The 15,558-nt window shown below is 53.5% G+C and carries 19 protein-coding genes; 4 read left to right on the forward strand and 15 right to left on the reverse strand.

Annotated features, from left to right (window positions below; genetic code table 11):
- Positions 1-113: 113 nt before the first annotated feature.
- Together EKM85_RS09445 and EKM85_RS09450 are read right to left on the reverse strand one after the other, a co-directional pair.
- Positions 114-455: a cupin domain-containing protein gene (locus EKM85_RS09445; protein WP_125586283.1), complete on the reverse strand. Its 342-nt coding sequence runs from the start codon at positions 453-455 to the stop codon at positions 114-116.
- On the reverse strand, positions 442-774 hold the full coding sequence (locus EKM85_RS09450) for a cupin domain-containing protein (RefSeq protein ID WP_125586285.1): 333 nt from the start codon (positions 772-774) through the stop codon (positions 442-444). Before EKM85_RS09450 ends, EKM85_RS09445 begins: the two co-directional genes overlap by 14 nt.
- A gap of 198 nt (positions 775-972) precedes the next feature.
- Between EKM85_RS09450 and EKM85_RS09455 the strand changes: the two genes are divergently transcribed.
- A complete protein-coding gene (locus EKM85_RS09455) occupies positions 973-1,563 on the forward strand; it encodes a hypothetical protein (protein WP_125586287.1) in 591 nt (196 codons plus the stop codon).
- On the opposite strand, the gene EKM85_RS09460 is transcribed toward EKM85_RS09455, so the two are convergent.
- From EKM85_RS09460 to EKM85_RS09470, 3 genes are all read right to left on the reverse strand, one after another.
- A complete protein-coding gene (locus EKM85_RS09460; protein WP_125586289.1) occupies positions 1,520-2,653 on the reverse strand; it encodes a site-specific integrase in 1,134 nt (377 codons plus the stop codon). The two genes, EKM85_RS09455 and EKM85_RS09460, sit on opposite strands and share 44 nt — an antisense overlap.
- On the reverse strand, positions 2,650-2,913 hold the full coding sequence (locus EKM85_RS09465; RefSeq protein WP_225418977.1) for a DUF3173 family protein: 264 nt from the start codon (positions 2,911-2,913) through the stop codon (positions 2,650-2,652). Before EKM85_RS09465 ends, EKM85_RS09460 begins: the two co-directional genes overlap by 4 nt.
- 77 nt (positions 2,914-2,990) lie before the next feature.
- A complete protein-coding gene (locus EKM85_RS09470) occupies positions 2,991-4,223 on the reverse strand; it encodes an XRE family transcriptional regulator (protein WP_125586291.1) in 1,233 nt (410 codons plus the stop codon).
- 452 nt (positions 4,224-4,675) lie between these two features.
- Between EKM85_RS09470 and EKM85_RS09475 the strand changes: the two genes are divergently transcribed.
- Positions 4,676-5,194 carry a helix-turn-helix domain-containing protein gene (locus EKM85_RS09475; protein ID WP_125586293.1) on the forward strand — a complete coding sequence of 173 codons (519 nt, stop codon included), beginning with the start codon at positions 4,676-4,678 and terminating at the stop codon, positions 5,192-5,194.
- Between the two features lie 521 nt (positions 5,195-5,715).
- Here the strand turns inward: EKM85_RS09475 and EKM85_RS09480 are convergent.
- Together EKM85_RS09480 and EKM85_RS09485 are read right to left on the reverse strand one after the other, a co-directional pair.
- Entirely contained in the window at positions 5,716-6,573 is an 858-nt protein-coding gene (locus EKM85_RS09480) for a DegV family protein (RefSeq protein WP_125586296.1), read from the reverse strand.
- 523 nt (positions 6,574-7,096) lie between these two features.
- Positions 7,097-8,635 (reverse strand): multicopper oxidase family protein, encoded by a 1,539-nt coding sequence (locus EKM85_RS09485; RefSeq protein ID WP_125586298.1) that lies wholly within the window; start codon positions 8,633-8,635, stop codon positions 7,097-7,099.
- Positions 8,636-8,770: 135 nt separating this feature from the next.
- On the opposite strand from EKM85_RS09485, the gene EKM85_RS11510 reads away from it, so the two are divergent.
- Positions 8,771-8,947, forward strand: a complete 177-nt coding sequence (locus EKM85_RS11510; RefSeq protein ID WP_164510736.1) for a hypothetical protein — start codon at positions 8,771-8,773, stop codon at positions 8,945-8,947.
- Positions 8,948-9,034: 87 nt separating this feature from the next.
- Positions 9,035-10,123 (forward strand): Mbeg1-like protein, encoded by a 1,089-nt coding sequence (locus tag EKM85_RS09490; protein ID WP_125586300.1) that lies wholly within the window; start codon positions 9,035-9,037, stop codon positions 10,121-10,123.
- 98 nt (positions 10,124-10,221) lie between these two features.
- Here EKM85_RS09490 and EKM85_RS09495 read toward each other — a convergent pair whose 3' ends face one another.
- The 8 genes from EKM85_RS09495 to EKM85_RS09530 all read right to left on the reverse strand — a co-directional run bounded on the left by EKM85_RS09495 (position 10,222) and on the right by EKM85_RS09530 (position 15,549).
- Positions 10,222-10,767: an AAA family ATPase gene (locus tag EKM85_RS09495; RefSeq protein ID WP_125586302.1), complete on the reverse strand. Its 546-nt coding sequence runs from the start codon at positions 10,765-10,767 to the stop codon at positions 10,222-10,224.
- 330 nt (positions 10,768-11,097) lie between these two features.
- Positions 11,098-11,412, reverse strand: a complete 315-nt coding sequence (locus tag EKM85_RS09500) for a helix-turn-helix domain-containing protein (protein ID WP_125586304.1) — start codon at positions 11,410-11,412, stop codon at positions 11,098-11,100.
- Between the two features lie 224 nt (positions 11,413-11,636).
- Complete coding sequence (locus EKM85_RS09505; protein WP_125586306.1) at positions 11,637-12,374, reverse strand: hypothetical protein; 738 nt, start codon at positions 12,372-12,374, stop codon at positions 11,637-11,639.
- 54 nt (positions 12,375-12,428) lie between these two features.
- Positions 12,429-12,959 carry a ClbS/DfsB family four-helix bundle protein gene (locus EKM85_RS09510; protein WP_164510737.1) on the reverse strand — a complete coding sequence of 177 codons (531 nt, stop codon included), beginning with the start codon at positions 12,957-12,959 and terminating at the stop codon, positions 12,429-12,431.
- Positions 12,960-13,501: 542 nt separating this feature from the next.
- Positions 13,502-13,738: a 30S ribosomal protein S18 gene (rpsR, locus tag EKM85_RS09515; RefSeq protein ID WP_125586310.1), complete on the reverse strand. Its 237-nt coding sequence runs from the start codon at positions 13,736-13,738 to the stop codon at positions 13,502-13,504.
- Positions 13,739-13,792: 54 nt separating this feature from the next.
- Positions 13,793-14,365, reverse strand: coding sequence for a single-stranded DNA-binding protein (gene ssb / locus EKM85_RS09520; protein WP_125586312.1), 573 nt, complete (start codon positions 14,363-14,365; stop codon positions 13,793-13,795).
- Positions 14,366-14,389: 24 nt separating this feature from the next.
- On the reverse strand, positions 14,390-14,686 hold the full coding sequence (rpsF, locus tag EKM85_RS09525; protein WP_125586314.1) for a 30S ribosomal protein S6: 297 nt from the start codon (positions 14,684-14,686) through the stop codon (positions 14,390-14,392).
- 158 nt (positions 14,687-14,844) lie between these two features.
- Positions 14,845-15,549: an MgtC/SapB family protein gene (locus tag EKM85_RS09530; protein ID WP_125586316.1), complete on the reverse strand. Its 705-nt coding sequence runs from the start codon at positions 15,547-15,549 to the stop codon at positions 14,845-14,847.
- Positions 15,550-15,558 lie beyond the last annotated feature (9 nt).

A 15,558-nucleotide genomic window follows, 5' to 3' on the forward strand; every position in this document is an offset into this window, starting at 1 on the left:
AATTCGCTGCTGTACTTAGTCATAAGAAAAGCCCCACAATCATCAGACTTATCGTCTAACAATTGTAGGGCACTTCAAACAACGAGTGGCGCCCTTTTCAGATTCAGCGCGCTTCAATGCGCTACCGGTTTCACCACAGTCAGCAGCATTTGAAAGCCCGCTTTGGCGTACAGGGAGTGGCGCTTCCCCGCCGGGATCACAATGGTCTGACCGGCGGCGACCAGGTATGTCTGGTCTGCGATCGTGATCTCTGCTGCGCCGCTTAGAACGTTGACCATCGCATCGCCTGCCGCCTCGTGGCCGCCGATTTCCTCACCGGTCCCCACTGCAAACAGGGTCATGGTTAACTCTGGGCGTTGCACTAGTGTGCGGCTGGTCACTTCACCGGCCGCCAAGTCGATCAGCTGCTTGAGATCCACCACTTCGCTTTGCGGGATCTTATCAATGTAGGTCATCTCGCTCCTCGCTTTCTATCTGCATGAATTTGCACGGCTGCGCGGCCCTCAGCGCATGCGGTGTGCCGGCCGGAATCACCAGCAGCGTCCCGCTTTCCACGGTGGTGCTGTGATCGGTAAAGTCGACGGTCAAGACCCCGTCTAGGCACTGCAGCAGGCGCGTCCGGCTCGCCGTTTCGGTGCTGATCGTTTCCCCTGCGGCCATCGCGTACACGGCCAGCGGCAGCGTGATGCCCAGGCGCCGCGCCAGGGAGCGGCTGGCAATTTGATAGTCACGGTACGGCACTAACGAAGCGAGCGCAAGTTTTGTCTCTGTCATTCTGCGTTACCCCCATGGTTGATTATCTTAATCATACCCTACCCCCGCCGCGAATTGATACCGCCGCGACTAAGGCATGGGGCCGGCTCCTCACCTCTGCCGGGGGTAAGGCGAATCAGTTGCCGAACCTGGCGCCGCGGCATAAACTAACCGCGAGGCTGAGCCGCAGCCGCGCGCACGCCGAGGGGGGTCAGTGGCATGTATACGTACACCAAACCGCAGCTATTCTTCACCGCCGTCATGTGCCTGGGCATGGGCTCCTTGATGAGCGGAATCAACATTGCGCTCAGACTGGGGCTGACTGCCGCCGGCTTACACGCGTTTCTCGCCGGCTGGCTCCCCACGATCCTGGTGGCCACCACGTGGAATCTAGTAGTTGCCGCGCCGCTCACGAACCTGCTGATCCGGCAGTTTGCGACCACCCCTGAACACCTCATCGACCAGGCCAAGGCCGTCAAGATCCACCAGTGGGCCATCATTATCATCATGTGCCTCAGCATGTCCACCTGGGGCCTGCTGACCGCCGGCGCCTTGCCGGGCATCCCCGTCTCCGCCCTGCTCTTCACTTGGGCCCGGTCCTTCACGCTGGCCTACGTCATTCGGGCGCTGGTGGTCAGGCCCGCGGCCGCGGCGCTCTCACGGCGAGTATTTCCCGGGAACAATGGCACATTTCGTGTATGTCCCGTAATATCAACGTTTCTAGCACCACCGATTTTACGGTGGCACAGTTTTGACCCTTTTCAAATCATTTTGGCTCATTGGGCACCTCCGTCTGGAAGATTCCGTTGAGCTTTTTTGCTACCTCGAAGTTACTGTTGGGGTAGAGATGACCGTAAGTGCCAAGCGTCGTTTCGATATCCTCATGCCCCAGACGTTCTTTGATCTGGAGTGGATTTTCACCGAGGCTGATCAACAGCGACACATGCGAGTGGCGGAGACCATGCACGGTAATTCGCTGAACTTTGGCGAGTGTACTGTACGCGTCCACAATATCCAGAAATTGTCCGTCAGAGCACGGAATCCCATCACGTGAGAATACCCACTCGGAATTCACCATCGCCGCTTGTGCGACCTGCCACGCGCCTAAGCACGCAATGGTATCGTCATCAAGCGCCACGGTACGGCGACTAGCGGCGGTCTTGGGCGCTGGCGTCTCAAACCAATTGCGGTTGTGATAGTCCATCGTCTTATTGACGTTCACGGTTTTAGCTTCGAGATCAACGTCTGTCCACTTTAACGCCCGTGCTTCACCGCTTCGTAAGCCTGACATGAACATGAACCACAACATCGTGTAATCAAAGCGTCCGGTGTACGTGTCAGTGCTCGTCTTGGCAAGTACCTTTTGAAAGTCAGCTTGCGTCCAGAACTGGATTTTTGCTTTCTTCTTTTTGATAAGGCCAACGATCCGCACAGGATTTTCAGTGATGATACCCAGTGCCTTAGCCCGTTCTAGCACTTGGCCTAACATGATGTTAATGGTACGCGCATAGGATTGCTTACACTCTTTGAGTAGGCTGACCTGCCAATGTTGCACATCAATCGGCCGAATTTGGTCAATGATGATGTCGTTGAACCTAGTCAGATACTCACTGTTCATCAAAACCAGTCGCTGACGGTATGTGCGTGTTTTCACTTGGGTTTTGTACCAAGGTTTGAACACGTCTTCCATAAATTCGCCAAACTTAGTCTTCTTGATGTCCTCATCATCGGCGACCCCAGCCGCCAACATTGCAACTCGTGCTTTTTTCGCCTCCGTTTTCGTTTTGAAGCCGCTGGCACGCTTTTGAATTCGCTTGCCAGTCCGTTTGTCAGTTCCTAAGCTCACGCGGAAGCTAAAAGTACCATCCGCTTGTTTTGTAATTGGGTCTTTCGTAGTCAAGATAGTTCCTCCTTAACTGCGGAAAGGCCACTTGGTGCACCCTCAAGTTCGCTTAGTTTCAGGCCTAATACTGCGTCTACTGCTTCCACTGGAACACGGTCTACGCCTTTCTTACCGTACCATCCAAGGCCTCGTTTGAGCAACAACTCTTTTGCCATTTTGATGATACGACTTGCTTGCGATGGACTGTATCCCAGTTCAATAAGATCAGCTCTAGTCATCGTCAGGAAGACTGGCTGCTCTGGTACGTTAATATTCAATCAAATTACTTCCTAAAGTTTGGTGGGAGTGAGATAATCAAACCAGATAGAACCCATATTTTATCTGTGAAGGGTGACTACTTGCTTTGGTCGGCGTAGTCGCTCTTTTTTGATTCCTCACTTGGGATAATCATTTCTTCGGTTGATGCGAGCATCGCTTGTAGAACACTCATCTCTTTTTGCGTGATTTTAGCGTTTGCGATCATTGTCATCAAAATATCCTGCGCCGTGGCTGAATCATAGGCGAGCAACATCTTCAAGGTCGGTGCAACTTGCTTCTCAATCCAGTTATAGGTGCGCTTGATTGAGAATGGCTCCGGTTGGGTTGTTAGCCGAAGCTTCTCACCGTATTTGCCGATAAAATTCGCCCATAGGTCATCTAGCGGCCAGCTTGCTCTAGCTTTACCATTGGGCTTTAAGAAGCGCACATAGCGATTGATGATACCAAATATCACCTTGACAGGGTCACGTTCGGTTAACAAAGCCTCAATCGCCTTTGTTGCCCGTTCATCAGCCAAGCGTAGCTCAAAGCGATTTTTGATTGGCGTCTGATCTAGTGGTGTGCCATATTTGAAAAACTGTTCGGCATCTTTTTGGTACAGGCACATGTAGAATTGGCTTTTTCTCGAACCAATGTACAGTGTGCGACCAATGACACCGTGTTCTTTATTGGCGTCTTTATGAATACGCCGAAAAATTGAGGTAAATTCGTCGCGATCACACTTATCAATAAAGTATTGCACCGGTAGCATATCTACATAATCATTGATAGCAAGGTCAATCCGATTGTAATGACCACCGAGTTCATTTGCCTTTTCAAAGAAGTCATACCAGCTCCGATGTTGGGCGAGTAGCAGACACTCGAATTCGCGACAGCCTTCACCTTTCAGTTCCAGTAACGTACCGCGATCATCATCTTCTGGTGAAGTGAAAATTTGCATTGCGCCGTGTTCAAACTTACCGGTGTAGCCGTAGAAGCCCCAGTTGTCCGGCGCGAAGAATATTGGCTTGATTTGCAACAACTCGGTCATGATGGGGATAGCATCGTGAGTGGGAAAGCGAATACGGACATAGTCAATCCACATTGTCAGTGCTTCGTCGCCGGAAAGCTCACGATAAGCACACATCAGCTGGCGTCGCATATTGTCGTTTAGCGGTCTTTTGCCGCCGAGTAGCTGATTCAGGTAACCACGGGTGATCCCGACCTTATCGGCCACTTGTTGTTGCGTCAATTTCTGCTCGGTCATCAAGTCCCAAAATTTGCCTAACCAATCAGTGACCACGATTCCCGCAGTCAAATCATTTTGCATTAGCGTCTCTCCTTTGTTTTCTGGTGTTTACAGCTTTTTTAGCCTGTTGACACTCTGCCTCTACGGGTAATGCCTTGCCTACGGCATTTCTACCCTGTGTTTTGTTAATACGTTCCTATCTCTGCCCCCCTATTAGACACTGGGGGCTTGAGGCGGCCGGCTAACGCCGACCGCTGCCGCTCGCGCTAGCGGCTTTCGCGCTGCACGCCGCGCACGGCGGCGTACGTTTTCTCCCTTTCTCCTCATCAGTTTCAATGTTAGAATAATAGCAGGATGATGTTTGTCAACCTGTATCTGCATTCTAGCAGGTTTGTGTCCGACACGCAACCGTATAATGTTTGACAATTAACCGTATCAATGCTTTAATAAGCCTCAACAGGACTTCAAATGGTTTGAAACAGTTTCATATAGCTTCAAATGGTCTCAAATCGTCAAAGAATCGGGGAGAAAAAATGTCTGAAAAAAATTCAGAAGGTATCGAAATCAAAATTGGCCTGAACGTTAAACGTATTCGTAAAGAACAAGGCCTGACCCAAAAGGAACTTGCAAATAAACTGAAAAGTATTGAGCAAACAGTTTCCAAGATTGAACGTGGCGTGTTTACGCCGTCTGCCGAGACGATTATGCAGTTGTGCGACGCGTTGAATGTCACGCCTAACGAATTGATGCTAGAGAACCCAGAGTGGCAGAAATGGCAGTCTGAACGGCTGGAACATCAAGATCGCTCAATCAATGGCCTGGCTGATCAAATCAGTTTAGTGCAAGGTATGTTTGCTAAAGCTGATATGGCACGTGATGCCGGTGATGAGGACAAAGAAAAAGCGTACTTGGATGACATCATCCAAATGTACGCTTGGCAAAACAAGGATATTCGCGCTGTGGCAGAGTGGCTGAATAGCCGCTACCTTAATGAGTATATGGATAAATTGCAGATTGAATTAAGGAAAATAATTATAATTAACGCGCGCTAATAATCAGGAATCCTATCAATTATCTATATTTTTTAAAGATATGAATATAGTTTTGCAGAATAGTTTTGTAACTTGTAAAATAAAGATTAAAGTGTATAAAAATACCGTATTATATTTCTTGAGTAATAATTCCAATTGGTTAATCAGCTGTGGATATCTCCTAGAACTGCATCATTAAAGTTACACCTCCCAGAATACGGAAAAAGGCCTGAGTCCCTTTTCCACATACCCAACTTCGTAGATGACAGGCTGTCAAACTCTTGTTAGGGCGGGGGATTAACTTGCCTTGCAATTTATGGACCGGGGATCATCCGATTGAAGGAGGTAACCTGGGCGAGGTAAAGTGGGCAGGTAAATAATCTCATAATTTACTTTGAGCGCTCGCTTTAAGCCCACTGCATGAAAAAACGGCAAATGCTTCCGGGGCCTGATGACCCGGTTTCGGAATTATTTGCCATTTTTACTTGAATTCTCGACGGTGTGAAGCACGCGTTGACACCTAGATCCTTAAATCTTGATGGTTAATACGACAGAATAGTCGCACCGATTAATCCAGGTCCAGTATGAACACCTAAAGACGGCGAAATTTCGCCAATAAAATCCACTTTTCGTCCCGTCGCTGTCCCTAATTTAACAGCCAACTCGTTAACGAGAGACGGATTTTGACCATGGGCCACCCCCAAACGGAAGTGAGTGCTATCGCGACAATCCTTTATTACTTGATCAACCAGTTTCTGAAGCGCTTTCTCTTCCGATCGGGCCTTAAAAATTGGATAGTAGATCCCCTTTGAATCACATGAGATCACCGGCTTGATGTTAAAAACCGAGCCGACTAGGTTGGCAACTTTGCCAATTCGACCACCTGCGCTGAGGTACTTCAAAGTAGGGACATAAAAATATACGCGGCTTTTGGCTATCGAGACAGTAACTTTTTCGATGACTTGTTGAAAGGGCTCTCCTGAGCGAATTAATGATGCGGCATAAGCCACCTGAATACCACTGCCAATACCGATACTTTTCGTATCGAGAATCGTTACCTGGTCAGCCGCAAAGTCCTGTGCAGCAAGTTGAAAGGTACGGTTGGTGATTGATAAGCCACTCGAGATCGTGATGCCGAGGATTTGTTGATAGCCAGCTGCGAATAGCGCATTCATTGCGTCTTTAGCGGCTTGCGGTGAAGGACTAGCTGTCTGTGGCATGCTTTTTGCCTGCGTCAAGGCCGAGTAAAATTCATCTGGTGTTATATCAACAGCATCACGGTAATTGTGACCATTCATTGTAATATTGAGTGGGACCACAACAATATTATTGTGCGCTTCGAGCACACTTTGAGGAACATCTGATCCAGAATCAACGAGAATTGCAATTTTTTTTGGCAATGTTCAGCCCTCCACGGTTTATATGACCCTATTATATAGTTTTGAACACTAGATGTAAACAATTTCATTAAGGAAGTCAGGGTGCTATATGACCGTTACTAGTATGAACATGCCTACTTCTAACCGAATAATTGCTAATGAAGTCGCCTTGCTTCATCTGTGGGTTGGGCTTTCTGGGAATTTAAATAGTACCTCAATAACTAACTAGAAAATGTCTTCGTTGGCAAACCCCAGTTCAAGCAATGATCAAACCGCTTTCTAGGTGGTAATTCGATTATTGCAATCTAGGTTAAGGTTTATGAAGTTTGGGTTACAGGCGAGGGTGGCACATCTGTGGCACATTCCATCTGTATATTAGTATGATGTTGATACAGTTTAGCGTCCCAAAAGTTGTATTGTACCGCGATTCTACGTTTCAATCATTCAAGAAATAATTTCCTGGGCAATAAGCAAAAAAGTCCAGCTTGAACACGCAAAGCGTTCAAGCTGGGCTTTTAAGTTGTGCCCTGGGACAAAGACTAGCCTACATCTTCATGCCCATCTTCTTATAGGAATCCATACCTGGTATCCACATGGTCTTCGGGTCAACGCCGCGCTCCTTGGCGAACGCGTTCATCAGCGTATCCATGTCCATGAGCTTGTAGGTCGGCATTGGCTTGTTCGGATCGTACGACTGGATCTGGGCCATCATGCCGCCGTCCTCGTGCTCAATGATGTGGCAGTGGTACATGTAGACACCTGGCAGATCGAACCTCACGAGAATGCGGACCGTTTCGCCAGGGTTAACGCCGACCGTGTCCTTGTAGCCGTGCTCGTTCGGGTAAGGCGCCCCGCCGTTGCGGGAAATCACGAGGAACTGGGTGCCGTGCACATGGAACGGGTGAACCATGCCGCCATCCATGGTGTTGGTGTTGCTGACGTCCCAGTACTGGGCCAACCCGATCGGCTGCGTGGCGTCGATGCGCTGCATGCTGAACTTCTTACCGTCGATCGCGACCGCCTCATCCATGCCGGACATCACGACCTTGCGGACCGGGGTGGTCGGCAGCACTTCGGGCGCGTGAACGTCGAGCAGGTGGTCAGGCAGCACGCTGTTATCCGGCTTGAAGGCGTGGATCCGGAACTTAACGATCGGCACGTCGTCGCTAAACAGCGTCACGACGTCGCCTTCCTTGTAGTTCTTGAAGTCGACAATGACTTCGGCGCGCTCGGCGCAGGTCAGCATCAGGTGCGTAAAGTGGACGGGCTTTGGCAGCAGGCTGGAATCGCCGGCGATTTGGGTGAATTCCAGGTTGTCGGAAAAGTGCAACCGCCATTCACGCCGGTTGGCCCCATCCAAAATGCGCAGGCGCAGCTTTTGGGTGGTGACGTCAAACACTGGGTTCACGGTGCCATTGATCATTGCCGTTGGCCCCTGCACGCCGTCTGGGTCGTAATCGGCCTGGTAATCCCACTGGTTGTCTTCGTGGAAGCGCCGGTCTTGGAGCACCAGCGGAATGTCATCCACGCCGTACGTCCGCGGCAGCGGCAGGCTGGCTTCGTGCTGGTCGCGGACGATCACCATCGCGGCCAGGCCATGCCAGACCTGCTCCGCCGTCGACGGGCACGGGTGGGCGTGCAGCCAGGTCGTTGCGGCCGGCTGATCCAGGGTAAAGTCGATCTGCTTGCTTTCACCAGGGTAAACCGGCGCATGGCAGCCGCCGTCAATGTACGGCCCGGAGACCGCCAACCCGTGCCAGTGGAACGTGGTGAGCTCATCGAGGGAATTTTTCAGGGTCACGTGAATGTGCTTGCCGACTTCAAAAGCCAGCGTCTGGCCGAGCAGCGCCGCATTGTAACCCCAGGTCTTGGTCTTGGCGCCAGGCAGGATCTGCGTCTCCCCTTTTTGGGCTTCAAGCGTGTACCAGACGTCGGTGTCGGTCTCTTTGTCGGGCTTCAACAGCGGCGGGATCGCCAGCTTGGATTCCGGGGCGTCAGCCACTTCCAGCGGCACGTAGCCGCCATCATGGGTGTTGTACGCCGGTTCATCGAAAAAGTAATCATCATACACTTGTTGTGCCATTATTTTTCCCCTTTCTCAGACGGTAAGCATTTTTCGTCTTACCTAAGTTCTTCCTCATTTTAACACTTTCGCCCCTGCAAGCGGTGTAAAATAGAATCGTTACAAATGAAAAATGAAATTGGGGAGGGCTTTAGAATGTCAAAAATCTTCACTTGGTTAATGCTGATCGCCAACGCCGTCTTGGTCTGGATGGTCTTCGCCACTAACATCAGTATGAACATGGTCGCCATGACCCACGCCATGTGGCTGATGGCGATCATCATGCTCGCCGATTCGCTCATGTCGCTTTACATGATGTACCGCAAGAAATAAGTATTTAGGCCGGGCGTGGCTTCGGCCTTTTCATTTGCAAAAAATCACTTCACACCTATGGCATAATAAGCACAGGAGGTGAGCCAGATGCCCAACATGCTAGATTATGCGCGAAGCTATGCGCAGGAACCGTTCAGCGCCGTGCCGCTGGGGCCGATTGATGGCGTGTTGCTTGCACAGCTGGCTTACTTTGATTTTGCCCGATTGCCAGTGACCAGCGGCACGCTCCACGCGCTACGCAAAAGCGCCGATCTGAAGGCCTTGACCACGCACACCTGGCGACCGGCCGAGAACCTGGCACTGCTCAAGCTGATGACCCACGCACCGCGCTATCAGACGATCGCCTGGCACGATCAGGTCGCCCAGCTCGACGTCGAGGCGCAAAAACAGTTCTCGGCGCTGACGCTCACCCTGCCGCAGGGTCAGTTCATCGCCTTTCGCGGCACCCGTGCCGATTTTGTCGACTGGAAGGAAGACTTCAACATGGCTTACATGCAGGCCATTCCCTCCCAAAAAGCCGCGCTGGCCTATTTCCAGCGCATCGCCGCCACCTACCCCGGGCCGTACTTTTTGGGCGGCCACTCCAAGGGCGGGACACTGGCGACGTACGCCTTTGCCGAAGCCCCCGGTGCGCTGCAGGACCAGGTGCAGGCCGTGTTCAACGCCGACGGGCCAGGTATCGGCAAGCCGGTGCCGACCGCGCTTGCGCCGCGCGTGCACAAGCTGGTGCCGCAAACCAGCTTGATCGGCACCCTATTTGACCCCGCCTCCGGCTTTTCTGTGGTGCAAAGCCGCGCCCACGGCTTCCGCCAGCACGATCCTTTTTCCTGGGAAGTCGCCGGCGAAGACTTCGCCTCGCTGCCAAAAACCGACTTGCTTTCCCAGCTGGCGCAGGACACCATCGCGAACTGGACCGCCAGCTTGTCTGATGAAACTAAGCAGGCCTGCCTGGATGCCGCTTACGCGCTGGTGACGCGCACCGATGCGACGAGCTTTGCCGAGCTCAAACGCAACTGGCCGCAAAACGCCAAAATTATTTTCTCCGGGCTGCGGCACGGCGATCCGATGGCTCATGAGCAGTGGCAAGTTGCCATCGGCCAGCTGATCCTAGCACTGCGGGCCAGCTTGCCAAAGCCGCACCTGCCGCGCGTGGACTGGCCGACCGGACGCCAGTGAGCCAAGGCCGTTCGGGCGGCGCCCACCGATCATCGCAAAAGGGGTCAGGTCAATCACGACCTGGCCCCTTTTACAGTTGCCACTGTTCCACGTGAAACTTAACCCTGCCGGCCGCCGCGAGCTGCTTGCGTAAGTGCCCCGATGAGCGCGGACTTGCCGGCGGCCGAGTCAATGATCCACAGTCTAGTGGCCGGATTCGCCAGCAGCATCGCCTTCAGTCGCGGCTCCTGAGTGCGGCGAAAGGTCAAGCCGTACCACAAGAACGCTAAGTAATCGGCATCCAGCCGCTCCTTGAAGCCCGGTGCCATGTCCGGCCGGGTGCTTGGATCGATCCGAAAGCGTACCGAGCGCCGCACGTTCCGCAGCACGGCCAGCGGCGGGGCAACCCGCAACCACACCACCAGGTCAGCCTGGGCCAGCCGCAGCGGGATGGAGCTGGCATAGTTGCCGTCGATCAGCCAGCTGGCATGCGCCGCCATGAAGTGCCGCTGAGCCGCGTCAAAGGTGGCCTTGGCCGCCGGACCGGCCGGCAGCGCGTGCCAGATTTGATCCAAGGCTAGCAGGGGCCAGCCCGTTTTGGCTTGCAGCGTGCGCGCCAGGGTCGACTTACCGCTCCCCGGGGCCCCAATCAGCATCACTTTCATTGTTAATTCCTCCGTGCAGACTTAGCTACGGCCACGCCTTCACCTGCTTTGCAGGCAAAGCCGCAGAATATGATCACCCTGTAGCCATTCATGGCGTACAGGGTGACATGCGTAGCGGCTAATCATCGGCCTAAGTGCGCCAGGTCTGCGCACCGTACTGACTTGGGCTCCGGGTCGACAACGCCCGAGCGCTTAGCTACGGCCACTGCTTCGCCTGCTTTGCAGGCAAAGCCGCGACCTAGGCTAATCGTCGGGCTAAGTGCGTCGACCCTGCGCACCGTAAAAAAAAGATCAGCGGCAGCAACCCTTCCACCGCAGATCCGTGCCTTGCTATTCGACTGAATGTAAGAGGTCCAAAAGCGCAGTTGCCAGCGCCTGCCGCTTGGCGGCGGGCATGGCCTTGAGGTAACTGATCAAGGCAAGGCTATCAACGTCGCTCATTTGTTCACCGACAAAGAAGTCGGCTAGATTGAGCCCAAGGGCCGCTGCAATTTCGGACAATTTTTTTATGCTGATGTTATCAACGTCCCCACGCTCCACGCGGGAAAGAAGACTGACCGAGACTCCAGCCTTTTCAGCTAATTGCTCGATTGTAAGCCCAAGCTTTTTTCGCTGCGCTCTAACCAGTCGACTAATATTCTTCAACCCCTCAATCCTCCTTTTGTACTCATCTAGTCTAGACAGTAGAAGAAAAGCGGTATCAATTAAAGGTTTTATAATCCTCAAAACTTAAAAAATAACAGCCTAGGGAAGGGTTTCACAATAAAGTCGACGTTTTCCAGAAATTGCCGGCGTTTTTGGCGGGTTAAAAAACTTAAATGACCGAATATATTTTCATCGAAATAACAATACGCGAACGGAAAAGCCGGCTAATCAACGCGCGTCAACTCGTCCAGGGTGTGCCCGGCATCATCGATCAGGACCAACCAGCCGTTCGTATCGCCGAAGTAGAGAAACAGCCCCACCTCGTTGACGCTGCGCAACTTGACCGGCGCCGTGGTCGTCAGCCCGTCAATGGCCGCCGCATTATCGGCGCGCAGCTTTTGCCCGTACTTGGTCCCGTAGCTCAAGGAGCCGTCCTTGTTCAGCGCCAGGTCCCCCTTCAGCGTGGCGCCAGGGGCGATGGTCATTTCCTTGGCCGCGGTCCAGTACACCGTGGCCTTGCTGCCGCTATGTTCCACGTGAAACGGCCGGGCCGTCAGCGCCTTATCAAAGCGGTGCCGCGCCTTTGCGGGCCGCTTCTTGGCCGGGGCCGCGTCAAAATGCACGCCGAGCCGCGCCAACACCAGCTGCTCGGCAGCGATCACCTGCTTGACTGCCGCCGGCCCGGTCGGCGCTTTACTGGCGCCAGCGGCCAGCACGGCCTGAAAGTGCCGGCGCACCTTGATCCCATCGACGGTTTCTGGCACACCCAGGATGATCACCGCGTCGGCTTCGGCAGGCACGGCGTCCACGCCGATCAGAGTCTGCTTGCTGGTGGCCAGCCGGACGCCGTTGGCCGGCGCCTGGCGCTCCAGGTCGTCCGTCAGCAGCAGCGTACCCAAGCCGTCAGGCAACTGCACTTGGGTCTCAGTGTCCGTCAACGTCATGGTAACTGTCAGGGTCATAAGTTCCTCCTATACTAAAAAGGTGGTCGTTTCTGACCACCTTTTCCAATGCGGTTAAGCATGCGCCAGCGGCTTTTTAGCCCGCGCCGTCTTCAGGTACTGTCTGAGCACCTTGATCGCCCAAGCGTAGTGCGCCGAGGCCACCATGGTGGCAAGCTCGCCAAGTGACATGCTGCCGGTCCAATCGTAAAAGCCTCTGAGGAACATTTCCTCGTTGTTCGCCTTTTCAAACTGGGCCATCAGCTCGTTGTACAGGCTTTCGAAGGCACGTTGGGCTTCCGCCAGCGTGGTCTTCTGATTTGCCTGCCAAATCTTGCGGCTGAGCTTGCCGCTGTCTTTCCAAGTATAAGGTTTCGGCATCAAGCGCTTCGCCTTACCGGCCAGGTTCGCCTTGCTCCAATCCAGATACATCTTCTGCCAGGCGGCAAGCTGGACCAGGACGTCGCGCACGTTGCGATCGCGCCCCTTGAACGGGAAGGTCCCGTTCAATTCCGTCTCCGTCATGCTGCTGAGCAGTTGGTCAAGCTTATCATGACGCTCGTACGTCGCCAGAATCAATGACTGCCGTGAATGTGGCTCTGCCAAGTTTAATCGCCTCCTGAGGGATTTGAGAAAAACGCATTCAACACTGTCTCTAAGGTCTATGGTGAGCTAAAATGGTCAGATTTTCAAGGCCACAGGTTAAAATTATTAAAATAAAGTTAAGATAAATAACAGAATAGCTGTCATGACAATGCTCGGGTCATGGCCTGCCGCAGAAATTATTTTCGTGACTGAGGGTAGGATGCCCTCGTGAGACAAAGTACAAGCCAGCCGCGTGGCCGCCGCATGCGCCAGGAAACGCGGCTTGGCGCAGGTCAGGCTGGCGGCGGGAGTGGGGCAAAACCGTTTAAGCTCAGGCTCCCCCGTCGAGTGGCGGACTCTAAGCGCTAAAGCAAGAGTGGGTTGCTCTAGTGAGCCTGCAAGCAGGCTCCCGTCGAGTGGCGGACTCTAACGCTAAAGCAAGAGTGGGCTTCTCTAGTGAGTCTGCAAGCAGGCTCCCGTCGAGTGGCAGCCGCTAAGCGCTAAAGCGCTAAGCGGCTACTCAAAAAAGCCCCCAGCATCTCTGCCGGGGGCTCTCAGGTGAACTAGTCTTCAACAACAAATGGCAGAAGACCCATGATGCGTGACCGCTTGATCGCGATCGTCAGCTTGCGCTGGTTCTTAGCGCTGGTGCCGGTAACCCGACGCGGCAAGATCTTGCCACGTTCAGAGATGAACCGTTCCAGCAAATTGGTGTCTTTGTAATCGATGTATTCGATGTGGTTTGCGGCGATGAAGTCGACTTTACGACGACGACGGCCACCACGACGCTGTTGTGCCATGGATGTCACTCCTTTACTCATTGATTGATAACGCAAACGTGCAACGTTTACGCCTTAGAACGGCAGATCATCATCGGAGATGTCGATCGTCTTGCCGTTATTGGCAAACGGATCGGCACTGTTGTCGGGCTGCGCCGAAGCGGCAGACCGATTCGAGCTGGCCGATGATGCAGGGGCGCCGAAGTTTGGCGTTTGTGGGGCCTGCTGGGCAGGCTGCCCGCCAAAGTTTGGCTGCGACTGCTGGCCGAAGCCACCAGCCTGTTGGTTGTTGCCGGTCGCAGGTTCGGACGGCCGCGCTTGGGTGGTCGCCTTGCTTTCCAGCAGCGCGAAGTTCTCGACGACGACTTCGGTGACGTAGACCCGCTGGCCTTGGGCGTTGTCATAGGTGCGCGTTTGAATGTGCCCCTCGACGCCGACCAGTGAGCCCTTGCGCGTGAAGTTGCTGAAGTTCTCAGCACTCTTGCGCCAGATCACACAGTTAATGAAGTCCGTCTCGCGCTGGCCTTGAGCATTCGTGAACTGCCGGTCAACAGCCAGGGTGAATGACCCGACCGCGGTTCCGCTTTGGGTGTAACGTAGGTCGACATCGCGGGTGAGACGCCCGGTCAAAGAAACGTTGTTGATCATTCAATAATCCCCCTTTTACGAGAACTAGTCTTCGCGAACGACGATCATGTGACGAAGAATGTCGGCACTGATCTTGGAAAGACGGTCGAATTCGTCGATCGCCTTGGAATCGTTAGCGGTCAGGTTAACGATGTGGTAAGTACCTTCTGTGTACTTCTTGATCTCGTACGCAAACTTACGCTTCTGCCAATCCTTGGAATCAATGATGCTGGCACCATTTTCCTTCAAGATATTGTCAAAACGTTCAACTAATTGGGCCTTTGCTTCTTCGTCGATATCTGGACGAATGATGTAGGTCACTTCATACTTAGTTTCAGCCATTTGACATTTCACCTCCTTATGGACTTTTGGCCCCATTCCCTGGGGCAAGGAGTAAGCGTGCCAAAGGGCACATGCTCACAAGCTAATAGTGTATCATGACGCCCAGTTTTACGCAAACTATTGTTGAAACGCCGGCCGTCCTGCCGTCGTTGCTGTGGTCACACCGAAACGGTCTGGATGCGCATAATGTTCCGGTTCATCGAGATGTCCTCGATGATGTCTGCGTAGTTCATGTCCTTGGGCAGCTCAATTTCGTAAATGTTGGTGTAAATGGTGTCGGCATCGGATTGGGTCACCTGGAAATTCACGTCGGTCACTTCGATGTGGTGCGCGTCAAAGTAGCTCTGGATAAACTCCTTCGTCTCGACCCGGTGGTGATACTGGATCTGCAGTCGCTTCATGGCGTGGACGTGGATCAAGTTGTTGGCAAACACCAGCACCAGGATCACCAGGACCGAGCCTGGCAGTGCAATGTCGTAGTTCCCCATCCCGATCGCCAGCCCGATCGCGGCGACGGCCCACAGGCTGGCCGCCGTGGTCAGCCCGCGGACGGTGCGGTGCTGCACGATGATCGTGCCTGCGCCCAGAAAGCCGATTCCAGACACGACCTGGGCGATCAGGCGCGCATCATCGGCGCGCAGGACGCCGGATAGCTTCGGCGCGGCCAGGGCGGTGTTCAAGGCGTTAAACCCGATCTCCTTTTGCATGAGGGCAATGATGCACGCCCCCAGGCACACCAGCACGTGCGTCTTGATGCCGGCCGGCCGGTTCTTGTGCTCCCGGTCGTAGCCGATCACCCCGGCGATCAGGGTGGCTAACAGCAGCCGCCCGATAATTTCGATCAAACTCAACGAATAGTGCACTAATATCCC

It is taken from the genome of Lacticaseibacillus jixianensis, assembly GCF_003946485.1.
GTDB classification, from domain to species: domain Bacteria; phylum Bacillota; class Bacilli; order Lactobacillales; family Lactobacillaceae; genus Lacticaseibacillus; species Lacticaseibacillus jixianensis.